The organism is Cronobacter muytjensii ATCC 51329 (genome assembly GCF_001277195.1).
Lineage (GTDB): Bacteria > Pseudomonadota > Gammaproteobacteria > Enterobacterales > Enterobacteriaceae > Cronobacter > Cronobacter muytjensii.
The window spans coordinates 3722913-3745022 of sequence record NZ_CP012268.1; the positions used below are offsets into that span (position 1 = coordinate 3722913).

Consider the following 22110-nt stretch of genomic DNA (forward strand, 5'->3'; position numbering starts at 1 on the left):
GCCTGACCGCGTATCACGCCAGAGAGGATTGTGCTGTACATAATTCCAGAGGAAAAGCGTTTTTCTGTAAGGAGCGTTATTCCTGCGAGACATTACGCAAAAAGGCCGGCAGAACGCCGGCCTGAAGGGAGCATTCAGAGAAGACGGCGCGCCGCCTCGACCACGATTTTCACCGCGTGGCTTTCGGTTTGCTTCATGGTTTCAGCGTTCGGGATCTCTTGCTGGGTGCGGTTGACGATAACGCCCGCCACCATCCCGGCACGCAAGCCCTGGCTCGAACACATGGTCAGCAGCGTGGCGGATTCCATTTCATAGTTCATCACGCCCATTGACTGCCACTCTTTCATAGAGCCAGTAAAGCGGCTGACCACGCGGCCAGAGAACGTGTCGTAACGCTCCTGGCCCGGATAGAAGGTGTCGGAAGATGCTGTTACGCCGATGTGCGTGGTGGCACCGACCGCTTTCGCGGCTTCCACCAGCGCGGTGGTGCAGGCGAAATCAGCCACCGCCGGGTATTCCATCGGCGCGAAATGCAGGCTGGCGCCGTCAAGGCGTACTGACGCGGTCGTGACCAGCACGTCGCCTACGTTGATGTGCGGCTGGATAGCGCCAGTGGTGCCCACGCGCAGGAAGGTGCGGATGCCCAGCTGCGCCAGCTCTTCTACAGCAATAGAGGTTGACGGGCCGCCAATACCGGTAGAGCAAATAATGACCGCCTTGCCATCAAGCTCGGCGCGCCAGGAGGTGAATTCACGGTGAGAGGCCAGTTTGACCGGCTTATCCATCAGCGCGGCGATCTTTTCCACTCGCTCCGGGTCGCCGGGAACAATCGCAAGCTCAGCGCCCTGAAGATCGCTTTTTTTAAGGCCGAGGTGAAAAACATCAGACATAGGTGACTCCTCTGTGGGTCGGTTTGTCAGGAGAAGCAAAACGGTACTTTACAGAACCTTTCCGGCCTTTTTCGTGACCGAATTCACTTCAAAAGAAAGGAGTTGCATTAATTTGCCATTATTTCGTGATGACAGTCACACATACAACCTGAAAAGCGAGATTGTGCGCCGTTGATGACGCCTTTTGCCACCCCCACGCTCGCCACACGCAGGCTATAGTTAGGGTTGCGCTAAAACAATAACGGGTACGGAGAATGCCATGACCAACACAACTGACCATCCGGCAGGCTTTGCCGCTGCGGCCTCACCTGTCGCTTCAACGGTAGTTCATACGCCGCAGGATGCCATTATCGCGGGTGAAACCTCGATCCCTACACAGGGCGAAAATATGCCTGCTTATCACGCCCGCCCGCGGGAGGCCAATGGCCCGCTGCCCGTGGTGATGGTGGTGCAGGAAATTTTCGGCGTACATGAACATATTCGCGATATCTGCCGTCGTCTGGCCCTGGAAGGCTATCTGGCGGTGGCGCCGGAGCTCTATTTCCGTCAGGGCGACCCGAACGACTATGACGATATCTCCTCGCTGTTAAGCAATCTGGTTTCGAAAGTACCGGATGCGCAGGTTCTCGCGGATTTAGACCATGTCGCGAGCTGGGCCTCGCGTAACGGCGGCGACGCGCATCGTCTGACGCTGACTGGCTTCTGCTGGGGCGGACGCATCGCCTGGCTGTATGCCGCGCATAATCCGCAGTTAAAAGCGGCGGTGGCCTGGTATGGCAAATTATTGGGCGATAAGACGCTGAACTCGCCGAAACACCCGGTGGATATCGCGACCGATCTCACCGCGCCCGTGCTGGGGCTGTATGGCGCGCAGGATACCGGCATTCCGCTGGAGAGCGTGGAAACGATGCGTCATGCCTTGCGCGCCGCCAACGCGAATGCGGAAATTATTGTTTACCCGGACGCGGGTCACGCCTTTAACGCCGATTATCGCCCGAGCTATCACGAGGCGTCGGCAAAGGATGGTTGGGAGCGAATGTTAGCGTGGTTCCAGACCTACGGTGGCAAGAAAGGATAAGAAAAACGCCCGGTAAACCGGGCGTTTTTTTGCGTGTGGAGATGGGTACATGGCGGGTACGCGAAGCGCCACCCGCCCTCATCACAACCTTTAAGCCTGACGCAGGTTCTGCGCCGCTTTCACCATATTGGCGAGGGCCGCGCGGGTCTCCGGCCAGCCACGGGTTTTCAGACCACAATCCGGGTTCACCCACAGCCGCTCCTGCGGAATACGCTGCGCGGCTTTTTTCAGCAGCGCTTCGATCCACGCCACATCCGGCACGTTCGGCGAATGAATATCGTAAACGCCCGGCCCGATTTCGTTCGGGTATTCAAACTCTTCGAACGACTCCAGCAGCTCCATATCCGAACGTGACGTTTCGATGGTGATGACGTCCGCATCCAGCGCGGCGATGGAGTCCATGATGTCGTTAAACTCGCAATAACACATGTGGGTGTGGATCTGGGTATCATCCTTCGCGACGGCCGCGTTCAGGCGAAACGCCTCCACGCCCCAGGCGAGATACGCGTCCCAGTCGCTGCGCTTGAGCGGCAACCCTTCGCGCAACGCCGGTTCGTCAATCTGAATAATGCCGATGCCCGCCGCTTCGAGATCCGCCACTTCATCGCGCAGCGCCAGCGCAATCTGTTTCGCGATGGTTTCACGGGAGACATCCTCACGCGGGAACGACCAGCACAGGATCGTCACCGGGCCGGTCAGCATCCCTTTCACCGGTTTGTCGGTCAGCGACTGCGCGTATTTCGCCCACTCCACCGTAATCGGCGCCGGACGGCTGATGTCGCCAATTACCACCGGCGGCTTCACGCAGCGGGAGCCGTAGCTCTGTACCCAGCCGTTTTGGGTAAAGACAAAGCCATCAAGATGTTCGCCGAAATACTCCACCATGTCGTTACGCTCGGCTTCGCCATGTACCAGCACGTCAAGGCCCAGACGCTCCTGCTCGACGATCGCCTGTTTAATATGTTCCGCGATGCCGGTACGGTAGTTTGCCGCATCCAGATTACCTTTTTTGAAATCCAGACGCAGGCCGCGGATTTCCGTCGTCTGCGGGAAGGAGCCTATCGTCGTGGTCGGCCAGGCCGGCAGATTAAAGCGGGCACGCTGCGCTTCGGCACGCACCGGGTACGCATGGGCGCGCTGGCTGTCCTGCGGCGTAATCGCCTGAAGGCGCTGCTCTACCGCCGGGTTATGCACGCGGGCCGAGTGTTTACGGGCCTGGATCGGCGCGCTCCACTGGTCGATTTTTGCCGTATCGCCGCTGTTCAGCGCGTCACGCAGCAGCGCCAGCTCCTCACATTTTTGCAGCGCGAAGGCGAACCAGCTTTTCACCTCGGCATCCAGACGGGTCTCGACACTGAGATCAATCGGGCTGTGCAGCAGCGAGCAGGAAGAGCCGACCCAGAGCTCGCGCTGCCCGGCGACCGCCTTCAGCTGCGCATATTTCTCGCTGAGATCGGCGCGCCAGACGTTACGCCCGTTAATCACGCCCGCCGAGAGCAGCCACTCCTGCGGCAGGCGACGATGCAGTTCGTTCACGTCGTCATGACCATGCACCAGGTCGACATGCAGCCCCTGCACCGGCAGCGCGGTGATGGTATCGAGATTGTCGGTCACGCCTTCAAAATAGGTGGTCAGCAGCAGTTTGGTCTGGCCCTGCAGGGCGTCGTAGGCCGGTTTGAACGCGTCGAGCCACGCCTGCGGCAGCTCCAGCACCAGCGCCGGTTCGTCTATCTGCACCCACTGGATGCCGCGCTTCGCAAGCTCCGCCAATACCCGCTGGTAGACCGGCAGAATATCGTTCAGCAGCGAGAGGCGATCAAATTGCTCCCCCTTCACTTTGCCAAGCCACAGATAAGTAACCGGGCCAAGCAGCACTGGTTTGACGTGGTGGCCGAGCGCCAGCGCTTCGTCCACTTCGTCCAGCAGTTGCGTCCAGGTCAGCGCAAACTGCTGGCCTTTGGTGAATTCCGGCACCATGTAGTGGTAGTTGGTGTTAAACCATTTGGTCATTTCAGCGGCCGCTGCGGGCTCGCCCGTTGGCGCGCGGCCGCGACCGATACGGAATAGCGTGTCGATATCGACCGTGCCGTCGGCGTTCTGGTGGCGTGCCGGGACGTTGCCGAGCAGCAGGCTGGTGGTCAGCACATGATCGTACCAGGCGAAATCGCCCACCGGCAGCAGATCGATCCCCGCCGCTTTTTGTTGCTCCCAGTGGCGTGCGCGTAGCTCGCGGCCCACCGCCAGTAATTCTTCACGCGTGCTCTTGCCCGCCCAATAGCTTTCTTGCGCTTTTTTCAGTTCGCGACGCAGGCCGACGCGGGGAAAACCGAGGGTGTGATTATGGATAGTCATGATGTTCTGCCTCTCTTGAAGATGGATCCGCGTAGCCGCGAGTTTCAGAAAATGAATCTGTTCGTCTTATTTAATTAATCCGTACGTATTTCGGATCCGCCTCCGAAGGGGCTAACTCTAAATAATTCGGCTCGCAGAAAGGCGGCGACGCAGCGAGTTCCCAGGAGCTTACTTCAGTAAGTGACTGGGGCGAGCGAGGAAAGCCAACGCATCTGCAAGTCAAATTATGACGAGTTTGGACGTCCAGATGTTTACACATCCATAATTGGCAGTTACTGTATATTCCTCAAGCGCAAAATGTTCATGGCCAAGTGAAGGACTTTCATGATCGAGATAAAACACCTGCGAACGCTCCAGGCGCTGCGCAATTGCGGCTCGCTGGCGGCGGCGGCGGCCTCGCTGCATCAGACCCAATCGGCTCTTTCACACCAGTTCAGCGATCTGGAGCAGCGTCTTGGCTTCCGGCTGTTCGTGCGTAAAAGCCAGCCGCTGCGCTTTACGCCGCAGGGCGAGATTCTGTTGCAGCTCGCAGCCCAGGTGCTGCCGCAGATTAGCCGCGCGTTGCAGGCGTGCAACGAACCGCAGCAGACCCGGCTGCGCATCGCGATTGAGTGCCACAGCTGCATTCAGTGGCTGGCGCCGGCGCTGGAGGCGTTTCGCCAGCGCTGGCCGCAGGTGGAGATGGATTTCAAATCAGGCGTGACGTTTGATCCGCAACCTGCGTTGCAGCAGGACGAACTTGATCTGGTGCTGACCTCGGACATTCTGCCGCGCAGCGGCCTGCACTATTCGCCGATGTTTGATTTTGAAGTGCGCCTTGTGGTGGCGCCGGATCATCCGCTGGCGACCAAAGCGCAGGTGACGCCGGAGGATTTCGCCAGCGAGACGCTGCTTATCTACCCGGTACAGCGCAGTCGCCTTGACGTCTGGCGACACTTTTTACAGCCTGCGGGGGTCAGCCCGACGCTGAAAAGCGTTGATAACACGCTGCTGCTGATCCAGATGGTGTCGGCGCGCATGGGCATCGCCGCGCTGCCGCACTGGGTTGTGGAAAATTTCGAGCGGCAGGGGCTGGTGGTAACGCGCGCGCTTGGCGACGGGTTATGGAGCCGGCTGTACGCTGCGGTGCGCGATGGCGAGCAGCGCCAGCCGGTAACGGAGGCGTTTATTCAGCAGGCGCGTCAGCACGCCTGTGATTCGCTGCCGTTTGTGCGGAGCGCGGCGCGACCCAGCGTCGGTGGACCCACAGAGAAGCCATTATCACCGCTCCCCCAATGATGAAGCTCGGCCAGTGGGGCTGCTCCTGCCAGATGGCGAGATTGACCAGCAGCCCGGCGGGCACATGCACGTTATTCATAATGCCGAGCGTGCCGGCGTCCACCTGCGTGGCGCCATAGTTCCACATGAAATACCCCAGCCCGGACGCCGCGACGCCCAGCCACACCAGAATGCCCCACTGCAAATTCGTGGTTGGCAGCTTCTGCGGGTTGCCGAGCGCGAACCAGGCGACGACCGCTACCAGGAATGCCCCGAGATAGAACCACGAAAACGCGCTGTGCTGCGGCATCGGGTGCGTTTCCATCAGCCGCTTATAGCCCACCATCCCAATGGCGAAACTGATATTCGCCAGCTGCACCAGCATCAGCCCGGTCCAGAAATGATCGCTCACTTTGTCATAGCGGATAATCGCCGCTCCGATGACCGCAAGCCCCGCGCTTAACGCGTAGCCCCAGCGCAGCGGGCGACGGCTCAGCAGATCGTAAATCAGCGTGATATAGAGCGGCGTCAGGACAGTGAACAGCAGGAATTCTGACACCGTCAGGTAGAGGTATGCCCGGAAGCTGAACAGGTACATCACGCCCAGCTGCAGCGCGCCCACCAGCATATAGAGCGAGAGCGTTTTCAGGCTCTGTCCGCGGGTGCGTAAAAACGGCAGGAACACCAGCGCCGCCAGCCCGACGCGCATCAGCACCGAGAAATAGCTGTCCACATGGCCCGCGAGGTATTCGCCGATCAGGCTAAAAGAAAAGGCCCACAGAATCGTGGTGATGATGAGTAACGCCACAATAATCATCTCTACAGAAAACAAAGAGAGGCATTGTAGCGAAGCTGCTGGCGAAAAGTTGCACTATTTGGTTGACAAGTGGTTACCGATAAACCACTTGTCACCCTGAGAATTACGCGAGGAAAAGCTTACGCAGATAGTGCGGGACGGCGTCTTCACCGTTGGTGCCAATCACTTCCAGTTCCGGCAGCAGATCCTTCAGGCGCTGGTGCGCGTTACCCATAATGCAGCCTTTACCCGCCATCGAGAGCATTTCTGCGTCGTTCATGCCGTCGCCGAACGCGATGCAGGACTCCAGCCCGTAGCCCATCGCTTTGGCGACTGCCTCCAGCGCGTGGCCTTTGGAGACGCCGCCCGCCATCACTTCGAGACAGGTCAGCGTGGAGAAACTGACGTTGACGCGATCGCCCCAGCGGGCGTTGATAGCCTGCTCCAGCGGCAGCAATTTTTCATGCACGTCGCAGGTGAAAAAGACTTTGCTGACGCCCTGCGGCTCCAGCAACGCCGGCTCGAACAGCGAATATTTAAAGACGGCCTCTTTAAAATATTTCAGCTCGTCCGGGCGCTCACGACTCATAAACCATTCATCGTCGCGATAGACGTTGGTGATGATGTCCGGGTTGTCGCGCACCACGCCGAAGAGATCGGCGGCGATATCGGTGTCGAGATTATGGGTAAAGACCAGATTGCCGTCGGTGTCGTGCACCCGCGCGCCGTTAGAGGTGATCATATAAGCCTTGATCTCCAGGCCGTCACGAATCTGCCCCACGTCGATATGGTGGCGGCCGGTGGCGAATACGAAATTCACGCCGCGGGCGGTAAGCAATTTGAGCGTTTGTTTGGCAAACGGCGTCAGCGTATGGTCAGGGGATAAGAGTGTGCCGTCTAAATCAGACGCAACGACCTGATACATATAAAAATAAACCTCTGGTGGAGCGACCAGACGCTCCGGTCGCGAGTAATCAGTTATGCTCGTCGAAGAAATCGACAATGGCATTCAGCGCTTCGGCGCGCATAGCGTCCTGCTCAAACAGGATCTCATGGTACGCGCCTTTAATGACGTAAGGTTTACCCCCCCAACACGGGTGGCCCGCCGCGGCGCGAAGTTCACAGAAGCGGTCGTGCGAGCGGTTATCCACCACACGTTCCAGTTCTGCCTGGAGTAACAATAGCGGCGTGGTGCTGTCGGTGGCCCCCGCCAGCACCTGTTCTCCGGCCTGGATGCCTTCCCGCACCCAGTGGTATGTCGGCCCGCCGACGCGCAGTTGCGGCTCGTCAGCGTAAAAACGCAGATTACGTCGGTAGCGCGCGTGGCTGTGGGTCAGCACGTTGAGGCTAAAAGGCAGCGCCCGCCAGCGTCCGGTGCCGATAGCATAGCCGTCACGCAGCGACGGGTACTCTTCCGCCCAGTCAAGGATCGAGCGCAACATCCAGTCCGGCAAGCGGATAATAATGCCGAACATCGGCGCGCACAGCGCCACGGCGTCAAACGCTTTCGGGTTACGCAGCAGAAAGAGCGTCCCAATCGCCCCGCCCATTGAATGGGCCAGCAGATAGCGTTTACGCCACGGGCCTGTCGCCACTTCCTGCTGCCAGAAACGTTCGAAATCATCGACATAATCGCTGAAGTTTACGACGTGGCCGCGATGCGGATCGTCAAGCAGACGTCCGGAGCGCCCCTGTCCGCGGTGGTCGATGATCAACACATCAAACCCACAGTGGAACAGATCGTAAGCCAGTTCCGCATATTTTACGTAGGATTCAATGCGACCAGGGCAGACGACGATAACACGATCGTGGTTTTCGGCACGAAAACGCACAAAGCGCACCGGAATATCGTCAACGCCCAAAAATTCGTCTTCTTCGCGCTGTTGCCAGAAAGCTGTCAGCGGCCCCATGGTGAACGCCGCGAATCCTGTTTCCCGTGAAAACCAACCGTTCCTGTGTCTGGTCATGGTCCTTATTGCTCCGCATCCACGCCTGTCCGGGCTTTTTTGTGATTCGTAGCACATACCTCAACAATAGCGTATTGTGGCATAAAAGTGCGCAATCAGGGAGCTTCGCATGACCTTCGAGTGGTGGTGTACCTACCTTCTGACGACCCTTATTCTCAGCCTCTCGCCGGGTTCCGGCGCGATTAACACCATGAGCACCGCCATCAGCCACGGCTATCGCGGCGCGGCGGCCTCTATCGCCGGGCTACAGACCGGCCTGGCGCTGCATATCGTCCTGGTCGGCATCGGACTGGGCGCGCTGTTTTCCCGCTCGCTGATGGCATTCGAAGTGCTGAAATGGGCGGGTGCCGCGTATCTTATCTGGCTTGGCATTCAGCAGTGGCGCGCCGCGGGCGCTATCGACCTTAACGCGCTGGCGCAAAGCCAGCCGCGCAGCAGACTCTTTAAGCGCGCGGTGTTTGTGAACCTCACTAACCCGAAAAGCATCGTGTTTCTCGCCGCGCTGTTTCCGCAGTTTATCGTGCCGCACCAGCCGCAGATGATGCAGTATGTGGTGCTCGGCGTGACGACCGTGGTGGTGGATATCATCGTGATGATTGGCTACGCGACGCTTGCAACGCGTATCGGCGGATGGATTAAAGGCCCGCATCAGATGAAGGCCTTAAATAGAGTGTTTGGTTCGCTGTTTATGCTGGTCGGCGCGCTACTGGCTACCGCGCGCCGCGCCTGATTAGCGAGAGATGATGAGGTGGATGCCGAAGCCGGTGAACAGCGCGCCGGCTGTGCCGTCGATCCACTTCGCGAGGCGCTGATAACCCCGACGCATTTTCGGCAGCGCAAAGACGCTCGCCACCAGCGCAAACCATGCGAAGGTTTCCAGCGCTATCAGCACAAAGATCCCCCAGCGCGCGCTGGTGCCGACGCTGTCACCGACAAACAGTGAAAACACGCTGCCGAAATAGATAACCGCTTTCGGGTTCGCAAGATTGGTGAGCATCCCTTTCAGGAAACTGCGCCCGCGTGCCGCCAGCTCTACCGGCGGCGCGTCAGTCGTCGGCGCGCTTTTTTTCAGCGCGCCACGGAGCATCTGATACCCCATCCAGCACAGATACAGCCCGCCGCCCACCACAATGATGTTATGCAGCCAGGCCATTTTTTCGAGAATAAGATGCAGGCCGAGCAGCGCCACGCCAGACCAGACCATGACGCCGGCGGTAATGCCCAGCACGCCCATCAGCGCCTCTTTGCGCGAACGGCTGGCCGCCGTTTGCGAGACGAAAAAGAAATCAGGGCCGGGGCTTGCCAGCGCCACCAGATGCACCATCGCGACGGTAAAGAACAGCGTTAACATAGAGGTTTGCCAGGTAAAATCAGAGAACATTCATCCTGGCATGTTTACGCGGGGCTGACTACTCTTCGTCGTCGCCGTCGACATGCTCGCGGATGAGCGTCATAAACGGTCTGCCGAAGCGCTCCAGTTTGCGGGTACCGACGCCGTTAATACCGAGCATTTCGCCAGGGCTGAGCGGCATCTGCTCGGCCATTTCAATCAGCGTCGCGTCGTTAAAGACGACATACGGCGGAATATTCTCTTCATCGGCGATGGCTTTACGCAGCTTGCGCAATTTGGCGAACAGTTTGCGGTCGTAATTGCCGCCGTACGATTTCTGCGCCACACGCGGTTTCAGCGCCGCAACGCGCGGCACCGCCAGCATCAGCGGGGCTTCGCCACGCAGGAACGGACGCGCCGCTTCGGTGAGCTGGAGCGCCGAGTGCTGCGCAATATTCTGCGTCACCACGCCCAGATGAATAAGCTGGCGAATAACGCTAACCCAGTGCTCCTGGCTTTGATCGCGCCCGATGCCGTACACCTTGAGCTTGTCGTGACCGAGCTCGCGGATGCGCTGGTTATTCGCCCCGCGCAGCACCTCCACCACATATCCCATGCCAAAGCGCTGCTCGACGCGCGCGATAGCCGACAGCGCTTTTTGCGCGTCCACCAGCCCGTCGTAGCGGCGCGGCGGATCGAGACAGATATCGCAGTTGCCGCATGGTGCCTGGCGCCCTTCGCCGAAGTAATTGAGCAGCACCAGACGGCGGCAGGTCTGCGCCTCGGCGAACGCGCCCATCGCGTTGAGTTTGTGACGCTCAATATCCTGAAGCGGGCCGGGCGCTTTCTCCTCCAGACAGCGGCGCAACCAGGCCATATCCGCCGGATCGTAGAACAGCATCGCCTCCGCCGGCAGCCCATCGCGCCCGGCGCGGCCCGTCTCCTGATAGTAAGACTCAATATTGCGGGGAATATCGAAGTGCACGACAAAGCGCACGTTGGGCTTGTTGATGCCCATGCCGAACGCCACGGTCGCTACCACTATATGTAAATCGTCGCGCTGGAATTTCTCCTGCACCGAGGCGCGCACTTCATGCTCCAGCCCGGCGTGATAAGCCGCCGCGCTGATGCCGCGGCTTTGCAGACGCGCGGCGGTATCTTCCACTTTCGCGCGGCTGTTGCAGTAGATGATGCCGGATTTACCGCGCTGCTCCTGGACATAGCGCATCAGCTGATCGAGCGGCTTGAATTTCTCCATCAGCATGTAACGGATGTTCGGACGGTCGAAGCTGCTGATTTCAATCAGCGGATCGTCAAGGCCCAGCAGGCGCACGATATCGCGGCGCGTGGTGTCATCCGCCGTGGCGGTGAGCGCCATAAACGGCACGGCCGGGAACCGCGCGCGCAGCTGTCCGAGCGCCGCGTATTCCGGACGGAAATCGTGGCCCCACTGCGAAATACAGTGCGCTTCATCCACCGCGACCATCGCCAGATTCCAGTAGCTCAGGCTGTCGATGAAGTTATCCATCATCAGCCTTTCCGGCGCGATATAGAGCAGACGCACCTGACCGGTACGACAGCCCGCCATCACGGCCTGCTGCTCGTCGCGGCTTTGCGTCGAGTTCAGGCACGCCGCCGCCACGCCGTTCGCCAGCAGCTGGTCGACCTGATCTTTCATTAAGGAAATAAGCGGAGAAACCACCACGGTCAGGCCGGTTTTCACCAGCGCCGGGATTTGATAACACAGCGATTTGCCGCCGCCGGTGGGCATCACCACCAGGCAGTCGCGCCCTTCAAGCACCGCGTCGATAATGGTGGCCTGGCCTGGACGGAACTGCTGATAGCCAAAGGTTTCCTGTAAAACCTGCTTAGCCAGCGTTTCCTGACTGTAAACTTCCGCCTGCGCCACACTCACTCCAGATACTGAAAATAAAACAGGCGCTATTTTCAGCGCCTGCGTCGGAAACTGCAATGCCTCAGAACAGATCGTTAAGCATAACCCCAAAGCCAAAGCGAGTCTGGTTAAAGTTGTAATCAATTAACGATTCGCCGTAGCCGCTGTAGAGCTGAGTGTAGAGGCGCACGTGTTTGGTTATCGGGTAGCTCAGGCCCAGTTCGGCGCCGCCGTAGCCGGTGTTCCAGTTATATTGCCCTTTCACGCTCCAGATGGCCTCGCCCCACTGGTAACCGACCTTGAGCTGGTAGTAACCCATGTATTTCGTGATATCCGGGTTGTCGTCGGTATCGCCAATCACATACCACGGCTTCACTTCCACCAGCCAGTTTTCGTTTTGCGCCATGAGGCGCGTGTAGAGACGGTTCCAGCTGCGGGAGGTGGGATCCGAGCGGCCATTCGACTGGTGGTTATAACCAAACTCCACATCGCGCAGCGTCCAGCCCGCCAGCTGATAGTCGGTCGCGAAGCCTAAGAACAGCTGCGGTTCATAGTTGGTTTCACGAAACGGCGACGACTGCCCGCTGTTGGAAAGCTGCCACCAGGATTTCTGAGTATACGACGCGCCCAGCACCGAGTTCGGCCCCATAATGCCGCGCCAGAACGGGAACGCCAGGCTCAGCTGAAATTTCACTTCATCTTTGCGAGCGTTATCGGTCCAGTCGTAGGACTTAATCGCCTCTTTATTGAGATCGTCGGTGACGGTATAGAGCAGATAGTTGCTCTCATACGGGTAAAGCGTAAACGGGTTATCGTGCTCCTGAAGCAGGTTGGCGATGATGCTGCCGCGAACGGCAGGCGCATCATGCACCTCTTTCATGGTCGCTTCCTGTGCTAATGCTGTGCATGGCAGCAAACTTGCCGCCATAAACCAACCCAGAAACGTGCGCATCGGCAATGTTCTCCTGAACGAATATTTCGATGATGAATTATTATCCGGCAGCCATTCTACATATTTATTTCGCGTCTGCTTAGTCCTGCTTTCTTAAACTGGAAAGCAACAAATGGGAAGCATAAAATCAACATTCATTTAACCTTGTGTGCCATGTCTTTTCGGTCGAGGAAATCATCATGTCTGCACCTCTGCTGACTCCGGAAGCAGCCCTGCAACTGGTCGGCGAAATCTTTGTTTATCACATGCCGTTTAACCGCGCCCTCGGGCTGGAGCTGGAACGTTACGAAAAAGCGTATGCCCAGCTCGCGTTTAATAACCAGCCGATGCTGGTGGGCAACTGGGCGCAGAGCATTTTGCACGGCGGCGCCATCGCCTCGGCGCTGGATGTGGCGGCGGGCCTGGTGTGCGTCGGCAGCACGCTGACGCGCCACGACAGCATCAGCGAAGAAGAGCTGCGCCAGCGCCTGTCCCGGATGGGCACTATCGATATGCGCGTTGATTACCTGCGTCCCGGTCGCGGACAGCGCTTTACGGCCTCCAGCACGCTGTTGCGCGCAGGTAATAAAGTCGCGGTCGCGCGTGTCGAATTACACAACGAAGAGCAGGTTTATATCGCCAGCGCCACGGCCACCTACATGGTGGGGTAACCTGCGCATTGCTGATAAACTGCTCACACTTTTCTCATGATAAGAGTTTTACATGGATGCTAAACAGACGCGTCAGGGTGTGTTATTCGCGCTCGCCGCTTATTTTATCTGGGGCATTGCGCCCGCCTATTTCAAACTGATTCAGGCGGTTCCCGCCGATGAAATTCTGACGCACCGCGTTATCTGGTCATTCTTCTTTATGCTGGCGTTAATCAGCCTGAGCCGTCAGTGGGGCTCGGTAAAACGGTTATTCGCGACGCCGAAAAAAGTGTTCAGCCTCGCGCTCAGCGCCGTGCTGGTAGGCGGCAACTGGCTGCTGTTTATCTGGTCGGTGAATAATCATCACCTGCTGGAAGCCAGCCTCGGTTATTTCATAAACCCGCTGGTAAACGTGCTGCTGGGGATGATTTTTCTTGGCGAACGCTTTCGCCGGATGCAGTGGCTGGCGGTGCTGCTGGCAGCCTGCGGCGTGCTGGTGCAGCTCTGGACGTTCGGCTCGCTGCCGGTTATCGCACTCGGCCTTGCCTTTAGTTTCGCCTTCTACGGCCTGGTACGTAAAAAGATCATGGTGGACGCGCAAACCGGCATGCTGATGGAAACCCTGTGGCTGCTGCCGGTCGCGGCGATTTACCTGTTCGGCATCGCCGACAGCCCGACCAGCCATATGGGCAGCAATCCGTGGTCGCTGAATCTGCTGCTAATGGCAGCAGGTGTGGTGACGACGATCCCGCTGCTCTGCTTCACCGCCGCCGCGACGCGCCTGCGTCTCTCCACGCTCGGCTTTTTCCAGTACATCGGCCCGACGCTGATGTTTCTGCTGGCCGTCGCCTTTTATGATGAAGTCCCGGGCCCGGATAAGATGGTGACCTTCGGGTTTATCTGGCTGGCGCTGGCGATATTTATTATGGATGCGCTGTATACCCAACGGCGTTTGCGTCGTAGCTAAACAATAACGGCCATCACGGGGCCTTATTTCCGCCCTGTGATGGCTGCTTACACCAAATAATCGCGTTTCTCACCTACTGATATTTGCCAGCAGGCTGTCTTGCAACCCTAATTCGCTTACCTATAATCCGGCTTTTATGCATTACGCTTTTTGTATATCGCCACAGCAAAAGGCGTTAAAGGTATTTTGATGTCTGCCCTGCTTGCTTTCTTTTTCCCGCCGCGCACGGCCAGCATGCGCCGCCTGCCTTATCTGGGATGGCTTATCAGTTTGTTGTTCGGTCTGGGCCTGATACTTGCGATCGCGCCTGACGATGTGGCGCTTGCTCCCTTTTTAATTGCTCTCTGGCTCTATTACCGCGCCGGTGCGATGCGTGCCCGTGACGCCGGTCTGAAAGCGCGGAATTACCTGTTCTATTCACTGGCAATGTGGATTGCCGGGATAGTCATCGCTTACCTGCGCGGTTTCGAGCCAGGCCGCATAGAATACCTTTCGCTCGGCGGCAGTTTTCAGGTGGTGATGACGCTACTGCTGCTGGCCGCCCCGGCACCTGGCGTCGCCAAAAAAGCGCAATAAAATCGGGCGGTAATGTCGCTCACCCCAGCAAAATTTCAGGCGTTAAGGAGCCTTCAGGATGTCCAGCATGGAAAACAATAAAAACCACTACGACTTTATGGCAGACGAGAAGCTAAGCGATAAATGGAAAACGCGCTTTGCGTTCATTGAGGAGCATGGTTATCCCGGCATTCTTTTCCCGACGCCGGAGTGGAGTGGCGCGCTGAAAAAGATGGGCTTTATGGCACGCCTTAAGGTGATGATCAATTTCTTCACTTACTTTTTCTCCTTCATTTATCTGGCTATCCTCGGCCTGTGGAAGAAAAGTATTATTTGCGTGATAGCCTTTTTCATCGTCGGTTTTATTACCGTGCTGCTGGGGATAAAAGGACTGATCTATATCGTACCGATCTATTTTGCCTTACGTACCAATACCTGGTATTACGATCTGAAAGTCAAAGGCAAGCAGGACTGGAGCTTGTAAGGCTCCCCCCTCGCACTATGAAAAAAGCCTCTTCATGGAAGAGGCTTTTTTGCTTTTATAACCAGTTCTTACGCTTGAAGTAGAGATATGGCGCCAGCCCCGCCAGCAGCATGGCGACAATCGCGGCAGGGTAGCCGTAGCTCCAGTGCAGCTCCGGCATAAACTCAAAGTTCATCCCGTAGCTGGAGGCCACCAGCGTCGGCGGCAGGAAAACCACGGACACCACCGAGAAGATTTTGATGATGCGGTTCTGCTCGATATTGATAAAGCCCATCGCCGCCTGCATCAGGAAGTTCACCTTCTGGAACAGCGATTCGTTGTGCGGCAACAGGGATTCGATGTCGCGCAGGATCTCGCGCGCCTGCTCCAGCTGGCCGCCCGGCAGACGCGCCTTGCGCACGAGGAAGTTCAGCGCGCGCTGGGTATCCATCAGACACAAACGCACCTTCCAGCCGGTATCTTCCAGCTCCGCCAGCGTCGAGAGCGCCTCGTCATACTCGTCGCCCTGCTGCCCTTCCATGATAACGCGGCTCAGGTTTTCAAGATCGCTGTAGATGTTTTCGATCTCGTCCGCCAGCTGTTCAATTTTGGTTTCAAACAGGTCGAGCAGCAGTTCATAGGCGTTGCCGTCCATCATCGACTGGCTGCGGGCGCGCATGCGGTACAGACGAAACGCGGGCAGTTCGCGCTCGCGCAGCGTAAACAGACGGCCGTTGCGGATCGTGAACGCCACGGTGGAGTTGCCGCCGTGATCTTCCGCGTCTTCATAAAAGAAAAACGAGTGAATGTGCAGCCCGTCTTCATCTTCGAAGAAACGGGCGGAGGCTTCGATATCCTCCAGTTCCGGGCGTGTCGCCAGGCTTTGGTCAAGTTCCGTTTGCACGCGCTGTCGTTCGCTCTCTTCCGGCTCCACCAGATCAATCCAGATGGAATCTTTCAGCGAAACGGCCTCGTCAACTTCGAGGCGGGACAGTTTGTTGTTTTCCAGTTGAAATGCGCTCAGCATGACCGGGACTCCCAAAAAAACAAATTCTGGACAGTTCGGTTGGGCACACAGAAACAGATTGGGTTTCAGACCATTAAACAGCCTGACTCAGCGCGACGGGAGAGAAAACAGTCGCTGACAACCACTAAGGCCATCAGCGTAAGAGGATAGCCTTAGGAGTTGTTCCTGTTTGACAGGTTTTTGAGCCAGCATCTACTGGGTGTGTCCAAGGCGAATGTCCTCTTAGCGTAATCGTGGGCGCATGTTACGCCACCAAAAATTAGGCGTCAACACGTACACTTAAGATAAAACACCTCAATGATTGATGGGAATTATAGTGCCTGCGGGCGCGTTTTGCCGGGGCGTTTTCGCGCTTCGCTTCTTCCCTGTCAGGGCGATTATCGCCGCGCCAGATGACAGAAAATCCGGCTTCGCGTGAAGAAAAGAAAAAGGCCGCTGACGCAACGCGCCGGCGGCCTTTTCTGCCTGAGTGTGAAAGCGTCAGACGTTTTCGAGGCGCGCGTAGGCGGCCACCAGCCATTTGATGCCCTGCCCGTTGAACGCCACCTGCAAACGGCTGTGTTCGCCGCTGCCTTCGAGATTCACAATCGTGCCTTCGCCGAATTTCGGGTGGCGCACGCGCTGGCCAAGCTTATAGCCAGAGTCGTTCTGCGCTATCGGCGCGCCCAGCTGCTTATGGCTGACCGGGCGGCTGACGCTCGCGCGCAGGCGTACTTCTTCCACACAACCTTCCGGCAGTTCGGCGATAAAGCGCGACGGACGGTGATACGCCTCTTTGCCGTACAGGCGACGGGTTTCTGCGTAGGTCAGCGTCAGCTTCTGCATGGCGCGAGTGACGCCCACATAGGCCAGCCGGCGCTCTTCTTCCAGACGACCGCCTTCATCAAGCGACATCTGGCTCGGGAACATGCCCTCTTCCATACCGACGATAAATACCTGCGGAAACTCCAGCCCTTTGGCGGAGTGCAGGGTCATCAGCTGCACCGCATCCTGCCAGGCGTCGGCCTGCCCTTCGCCCGCTTCCAGCGCCGCGTGGGACAAAAACGCCTGCAGCGGCATTAAATCTTCGTCTTCTTCGTTGTAGCTGAACTGGCGCGTCGCCGTCACCAGCTCCTCTAAGTTTTCGATACGCGCCTGGCCCTTCTCGCCTTTTTCCTGCTCATACATCAGCCACAGGCCGGAGTCTTTGATAACCCGGTCGGTCTGAACATGCAGCGGCATATCGATAGTGTCATGCGCCAGCGCGTCGATAAGCTCAAGGAAGCGCTGAAGCGCGCTGGCGGCGCGTCCGGCCAGCGCTTTTTCCTGCAACAACTGACGGCACGCCTGCCAGAGCGTGAGCTGGCGATCGCGCGCGGTCTGACGCACCACATCCAGCGTGCGGTCGCCGATGCCGCGCGTCGGCGTATTCACTACGCGCTCAAAAGCCGCGTCGTCGTTGCGGTTGGCGATAAGACGCAGATACGACAGCGCGTCTTTAATCTCCTGGCGTTCGAAGAATCGCATGCCGCCGTAGATGCGGTACGGCATGCTCGCCTGTAACAGCGCCTCTTCCAGCACGCGCGACTGGGCGTTGCTGCGATACAGGATCGCGCAGTCCTGCAGCGCGCCGCCATTCTCCTGCCACACTTTGATGCGGTTGACCACAAAGCGCGCTTCGTCCAGCTCGTTGAAAGCGCAGTAGAGGGAGATAGGCTCGCCGTCGCTGCCGTCGGTCCACAGCTCTTTGCCAAGACGCCCCGCGTTATTGGCGATCAGGGCGTTGGCGGCGTTTAGAATATTGTTGGTAGAGCGGTAGTTCTGCTCCAGACGAATAGTCTGCGCGCCCTGGAAATCGTTCAGGAAGCGCTGGATGTTTTCGACCTGCGCACCGCGCCAGCCATAAATGGACTGGTCATCGTCGCCAACGATCATCACCTTGCCAGTGTCGCCCGCCAGCAGGCGGATCCAGGCGTACTGAATGCCGTTGGTGTCCTGAAACTCATCCACCAGAATATTAGTGAAACGCTCGCGGTAGTGGTTGAGGATATGCGGTTTGTTAAGCCACAGCTCATGGGCGCGCAGCAGCAGCTCGGCGAAGTCCACCAGTCCGGCGCGATCGCACGCCTCCTGGTATGCCTGATACACTTTCTGCCAGGTCTGCTCTACCGGATTGCCATAGCTCTCAATATGTTGCGGGCGCAGGCCGTCATCTTTTTTGCCGTTGATGTACCACATCGCCTGACGGGGCGGCCACTGCTTCTCGTCAAGATTCATCGCCTTGATAAGACGCTTGAGCAGGCGCAGCTGATCGTCGCTGTCGAGGATCTGGAAATCCTGCGGGAGATTCGCGTCCATATGGTGCGCGCGCAGCAGACGATGGGCGAGCCCGTGGAACGTGCCGACCCACATGCCGCCCTGGCTGGTGCCCATCAACTGGCCGATACGGTGGCGCATCTCCGCCGCCGCTTTGTTGGTAAAGGTCACCGCCATAATGGAGTACGGCGAACAGTTTTCCACCATCATCAGCCAGGCGATACGATGCACCAGCACGCGCGTCTTACCGCTGCCTGCGCCCGCCAGCACCAGCATATTGCTGCGCGGCGCGGCTACGGCTTCGCGCTGTTTATCGTTAAGGCTGTCGAGCAGGTAAGAAACGTCCATTGGCACCGCCGCGTTAAAAACAGGAAAAACACAAAACGCCCGCAGGCGTCTCGCAGACCAGGCTTAGGTCATGACAGGGCGGCGACGCAAAGCGCCGCCCGGCGAAAACCTGGAATTATATACAGAGTGGTGATGATTATATCAGCGAGGTCAGGGATGCCAACCGCGAAATCTCCAGATGCGGTAACAAGCGGCTGTCATCTATCTGCATCAGGTCGCCATCCAGCAGGTTTATCCAGCACGCCTGAACGCCCGCGCGGATAGCGCCCGCGACGTCAGTGGTCAGGTCGTCGCCCACATGCAAAAGCGCCTCAGGCGCTACGCCCAGCTTCTGCGCGGCCAGATGGTACATGTCGCCATAAGGCTTGGCGCGACCGTGCGGCCCGGCGCGCAGCACAAACTGAAACAGGCCGCCGAGGCCAAACTGTTCCGGCTCGGCGTTGCCGTTAGTGATAGCCACCAGCGGCCAATTTTTGGCAAGCTGCTGTAAGCATTCAAGATTTTCCGCCGGGACTTCAATGCGGCTGCGCCAGCGGGCGAAGTTCAGCATCGCGTCGTTCGCGCCCTCAGAGGCCTCATGCGCGGACAGCCCGGCTTCGAGCATCACCTGCTCAATCGCGCGCCGCCGCCATTCGGTGACGTCGTGATAAATTTCCGGCTCCTGCTGGCGAAGCGCAGTGCGGGCGCGGTGGAGATCGGCGGCAGTGAAGGCGTTGAGGCGCGGATGATAACGCTGCATAAACGCCAGCGTCTCCTGCTCGGTGCGGGCGATAACCGGACGGTTATCGTAAAGCGTATCGTCAAGGTCGAACGTCAGGGCGGCAATCTCGCCCAGCGGACGGTAAAAGTACATTACGGTTTCCCCCGTCTGGCGCGTGGATGCGCCGCGTCGTATACCGAAGCCAAATGCTGGAAATCAAGATGGGTATAAATCTGGGTAGTCGAGAGATTCGCATGGCCGAGCAGCTCCTGCACGGCGCGCAGATCGCCGCTCGATTCCAGCATATGCGTCGCAAACGAGTGGCGCAGTTTGTGAGGATGCACATGGCTGTTCAGCCCCTGTCTGATTCCCCACTCCGCGAAGCGTTTCTGCACGTTGCGCGCCGAGATGCGCTTGCCCTGCTTTGATAAAAACAGCGCGTCAGTATCGGGGCCAAACAGCTCACGCAGGTTGAGCCAGTGTTCAATCCAGGCCACCGCGCTGCGCCCTATGGGCAGACGTCGCTCTTTGCTGCCTTTCCCCATCACCCAGACTTCGCCGCTGGCAAGATCAAGATGGTTGCAGTCGATGTTCACCAGCTCGGAAAGACGCAGCCCAGCCCCGTACATGATTTCCAGCATCGCGCGATCGCGCACGGCCAGCGGATCGTTGAGATCGATATCCAGCAGCCGGTTCACATCGTCGACATCAATATTTTTCGGCAGATGACGCGGCGTTTTCGGCGTGCTGATGCCCTTTGCCGGATTCGCTTTCAACTCGCCCTGGCTGACCTGCCAGTCAAAGAAGCTGCGTAGCGCCGAGAGACGCAAAGCGAGGCTTGATGGCCCCAGCCCCGCGCGGCGGCTGCGCACCGCGAGCGAGCGCACCATCGCGGCATCGCACTGCGCCCAGCTTTTCAGCCCCGCCTCACCCGCAAGCGCAACGATGGCCGACAGCTGACGTTCATAATTAACCAGCGTGACCGGACTTAGCTGGCGCTCGACTTTCAGGTAGCGCAGAAAGCGCGCGACGGACGGCTGGAGCGGCGACGCTGTCATACGCGTTCTATCCAGCGCGCCAGCAGATCGGGCAGCATCAGCGACAGCTCATGCAACAGCTGCGTGCCCTGCCCTGGCTGATAATGTTGCGGGTCGCGGCTGCTGAAAATCAGCACGCCGAGCTCGCCATGTTCACCGAGCAGCGACATCGCCACCGAGCCCACAGCTTTTGCCTCCGGCAGCACCACCAGCAGTTCCGGGCCGTTCAGCGTCCCCAGATAATGCGTCTGCTGGCCGAGACGCTGAATGCGCACCGGTTCGAATGCCTGACGCGACAGCGCCAGATGCGTAAAGCCGGACGGCGCGCCGAGCCGCCAGCGCTCCGGAAACAGGCGAATGCTCGCGCCCGCAAGGCCCATATCGCGCGCCCAGCGGTTAAGGCGCTCCAGCATCTCCTGAAGACTGTTTGCGCAGGCGAGCCGCCCCTGAAGCTTCAGCAGACGGTAAAAAAGCCCTTCGTTGGCGCTCGCCTGCTCCATCAGCAACGTCATGTTTTCTTCCAGTTCGTTGATGTGGTTGCGCGCGCGCGCCATGTGCCACTCTACCAGCGAAACCGAGCCGCGCACCGGGTGCGGTACGCGGATCTGTTCAACCATCGCGGCGTTGCGGATAAAAAAATCGGGATGGCGCAGCAGATAGTCGAGCACCGCGTCGTCATCGAGCGCCGCCAGCGTCTCCTGCTGTTCTCCAGCCTTACTCATAAGTGAATAAATCCATCATAAACGTGGGTGGCGGGGCCGGTCATAAAGAGCGGGTTGCCCGGCCCTTTCCAGGCGATATCCAGCCGACCGCCAGGGAGATCAACGCGCACCTGCGGCGCCAGCAGCCCCTGCTGAATGCCGACCGCCACCGCGCCGCACGCGCCGCTGCCGCAGGCCTGGGTTTCTCCGGCGCCACGCTCGAACACGCGCAGCCGGATATGTTCCGGGTTCATCACCTGCATAAAACCAATGTTGGCGCGCTCCGGGAAACGCTCGTGGCTTTCCATCAGCGGGCCCAGCGTCTCCACCGGCGCGGTGCTGACGTCATCCACCTGGATTACGCAATGGGGGTTGCCCATCGAGACCACGCCGCACAGCACGGTCTGTTCGGCGGCGCGCATGATGTATGTCTTCTCGGCTTTATTGGCGCGAAACGGCACCTGCGAGGGCTCGAATACCGGTTCGCCCATGTTTACGCGCACCAGCTCGTCTTCATTGACCGTTAAGATCATCCGGCCATTCGCCGTGCTGACGCGGATTTCACGTTTGTTGGTCAGCCCTTTCAGGCGCACAAAACGCGCGAAACAGCGCGCGCCGTTGCCACACTGCGCCACTTCGCTGCCGTCGGCGTTGAAAATACGGTAGTGAAAATCCAGGTCAGGATCGTAAGGCGGCTCGACGATCAGCAGTTGATCGAACCCCACCCCCTGGTGCCTGTCCGCCAGACGGCGGATCAGCTCAGGGGAAAAGAAGACGTTTTGCGTCACCGCGTCCACGACCATAAAGTCGTTACCCAGGCCATGCATTTTAGAGAACTGCATTGTTGTACTCCGTTTGCGCGGTTACGAGTA

The 22110-nt window shown here is 58.5% G+C and carries 22 protein-coding genes; 7 read left to right on the top strand and 15 right to left on the bottom strand.

Translation table 11 applies throughout. The features are described from left to right. Positions 1-134: 134 nt before the first annotated feature. Positions 135-890: a uridine phosphorylase gene (gene udp / locus AFK63_RS17130; RefSeq protein WP_038865772.1), complete on the bottom strand. Its 756-nt coding sequence runs from the start codon at positions 888-890 to the stop codon at positions 135-137. A 259-nt stretch (positions 891-1149) separates the two neighbouring features. Here udp and AFK63_RS17135 point away from each other — a divergent pair, with 259 nt between their 5' ends. After that, on the top strand, positions 1150-1968 hold the full coding sequence (locus AFK63_RS17135; RefSeq protein WP_038865774.1) for a dienelactone hydrolase family protein: 819 nt from the start codon (positions 1150-1152) through the stop codon (positions 1966-1968). A gap of 90 nt (positions 1969-2058) precedes the next feature. Here AFK63_RS17135 and metE read toward each other — a convergent pair whose 3' ends face one another. Then, positions 2059-4320, bottom strand: coding sequence for a 5-methyltetrahydropteroyltriglutamate--homocysteine S-methyltransferase (gene metE, locus AFK63_RS17140; protein WP_038865776.1), 2262 nt, complete (start codon positions 4318-4320; stop codon positions 2059-2061). 324 nt (positions 4321-4644) lie between these two features. Between metE and metR the strand changes: the two genes are divergently transcribed. Continuing rightward, positions 4645-5598 (top strand): HTH-type transcriptional regulator MetR, encoded by a 954-nt coding sequence (gene metR, locus AFK63_RS20795; protein WP_032991423.1) that lies wholly within the window; start codon positions 4645-4647, stop codon positions 5596-5598. Here metR and AFK63_RS17155 read toward each other — a convergent pair. The 3 genes from AFK63_RS17155 to pldB form a co-directional block, all read right to left on the bottom strand. Beyond that, complete coding sequence (locus AFK63_RS17155) at positions 5486-6385, bottom strand: carboxylate/amino acid/amine transporter (protein WP_038865893.1); 900 nt, start codon at positions 6383-6385, stop codon at positions 5486-5488. The two genes, metR and AFK63_RS17155, sit on opposite strands and share 113 nt — an antisense overlap. A 112-nt stretch (positions 6386-6497) precedes the next feature. After that, positions 6498-7298, bottom strand: a complete 801-nt coding sequence (gene yigL / locus AFK63_RS17160; RefSeq protein WP_007754749.1) for a sugar/pyridoxal phosphate phosphatase YigL — start codon at positions 7296-7298, stop codon at positions 6498-6500. A gap of 49 nt (positions 7299-7347) precedes the next feature. Then, positions 7348-8340: a lysophospholipase L2 gene (gene pldB / locus AFK63_RS17165; protein ID WP_038865782.1), complete on the bottom strand. Its 993-nt coding sequence runs from the start codon at positions 8338-8340 to the stop codon at positions 7348-7350. A 109-nt stretch (positions 8341-8449) separates the two neighbouring features. Here pldB and rhtB point away from each other — a divergent pair, with 109 nt between their 5' ends. Next, positions 8450-9070 carry a homoserine/homoserine lactone efflux protein gene (gene rhtB, locus AFK63_RS17170; RefSeq protein ID WP_038865784.1) on the top strand — a complete coding sequence of 207 codons (621 nt, stop codon included), beginning with the start codon at positions 8450-8452 and terminating at the stop codon, positions 9068-9070. On the opposite strand, the gene rhtC is transcribed toward rhtB, so the two are convergent. The 3 genes from rhtC to pldA form a co-directional block, all read right to left on the bottom strand. Next, positions 9071-9691 (bottom strand): threonine export protein RhtC, encoded by a 621-nt coding sequence (gene rhtC, locus AFK63_RS17175; RefSeq protein ID WP_038865895.1) that lies wholly within the window; start codon positions 9689-9691, stop codon positions 9071-9073. Between the two features lie 58 nt (positions 9692-9749). Next, positions 9750-11579 (bottom strand): ATP-dependent DNA helicase RecQ, encoded by a 1830-nt coding sequence (gene recQ, locus AFK63_RS17180; protein ID WP_038865786.1) that lies wholly within the window; start codon positions 11577-11579, stop codon positions 9750-9752. Between the two features lie 67 nt (positions 11580-11646). Beyond that, positions 11647-12516: a phospholipase A gene (gene pldA, locus AFK63_RS17185; protein ID WP_038865789.1), complete on the bottom strand. Its 870-nt coding sequence runs from the start codon at positions 12514-12516 to the stop codon at positions 11647-11649. Positions 12517-12695: 179 nt separating this feature from the next. On the opposite strand from pldA, the gene yigI reads away from it, so the two are divergent. From yigI to AFK63_RS17205, 4 genes are all read left to right on the top strand, one after another. Then, positions 12696-13166, top strand: a complete 471-nt coding sequence (yigI, locus tag AFK63_RS17190; protein WP_038865791.1) for an acyl-CoA thioesterase YigI — start codon at positions 12696-12698, stop codon at positions 13164-13166. A 52-nt stretch (positions 13167-13218) separates the two neighbouring features. After that, entirely contained in the window at positions 13219-14112 is an 894-nt protein-coding gene (gene rarD, locus AFK63_RS17195; RefSeq protein WP_007717103.1) for an EamA family transporter RarD, read from the top strand. 189 nt (positions 14113-14301) lie between these two features. Then, on the top strand, positions 14302-14688 hold the full coding sequence (locus AFK63_RS17200; protein WP_038865795.1) for a hypothetical protein: 387 nt from the start codon (positions 14302-14304) through the stop codon (positions 14686-14688). A gap of 58 nt (positions 14689-14746) precedes the next feature. Then, positions 14747-15151: a DUF2628 domain-containing protein gene (locus AFK63_RS17205; RefSeq protein WP_038865797.1), complete on the top strand. Its 405-nt coding sequence runs from the start codon at positions 14747-14749 to the stop codon at positions 15149-15151. Positions 15152-15206: 55 nt separating this feature from the next. Here the strand turns inward: AFK63_RS17205 and corA are convergent, their stop codons facing one another. The 7 genes from corA to dapF all read right to left on the bottom strand — a co-directional run bounded on the left by corA (position 15207) and on the right by dapF (position 22080). Then, the gene (corA, locus tag AFK63_RS17210) at positions 15207-16157 is read right to left on the bottom strand and encodes a magnesium/cobalt transporter CorA (RefSeq protein ID WP_038865799.1); all 951 of its coding nucleotides are present in this window, start codon (positions 16155-16157) and stop codon (positions 15207-15209) included. A 152-nt stretch (positions 16158-16309) separates the two neighbouring features. Further along, positions 16310-16366, bottom strand: coding sequence for a YsgD/CorL family protein (gene ysgD, locus AFK63_RS21810; protein WP_350338730.1), 57 nt, complete (start codon positions 16364-16366; stop codon positions 16310-16312). A 271-nt stretch (positions 16367-16637) separates the two neighbouring features. Then, positions 16638-18800 carry a DNA helicase II gene (uvrD, locus tag AFK63_RS17215; RefSeq protein WP_038865801.1) on the bottom strand — a complete coding sequence of 721 codons (2163 nt, stop codon included), beginning with the start codon at positions 18798-18800 and terminating at the stop codon, positions 16638-16640. Between the two features lie 136 nt (positions 18801-18936). Beyond that, entirely contained in the window at positions 18937-19653 is a 717-nt protein-coding gene (gene yigB, locus AFK63_RS17220) for a 5-amino-6-(5-phospho-D-ribitylamino)uracil phosphatase YigB (protein WP_038865803.1), read from the bottom strand. After that, positions 19653-20558, bottom strand: coding sequence for a tyrosine recombinase XerC (gene xerC, locus AFK63_RS17225; protein WP_038865805.1), 906 nt, complete (start codon positions 20556-20558; stop codon positions 19653-19655). The genes yigB and xerC overlap by 1 nt, the downstream gene beginning before the upstream one ends. Beyond that, positions 20555-21259: a DUF484 domain-containing protein gene (locus AFK63_RS17230; RefSeq protein ID WP_038865807.1), complete on the bottom strand. Its 705-nt coding sequence runs from the start codon at positions 21257-21259 to the stop codon at positions 20555-20557. The genes xerC and AFK63_RS17230 overlap by 4 nt, the downstream gene beginning before the upstream one ends. Beyond that, complete coding sequence (gene dapF, locus AFK63_RS17235; protein WP_038865810.1) at positions 21256-22080, bottom strand: diaminopimelate epimerase; 825 nt, start codon at positions 22078-22080, stop codon at positions 21256-21258. Before dapF ends, AFK63_RS17230 begins: the two co-directional genes overlap by 4 nt. Positions 22081-22110: the final 30 nt, after the last annotated feature.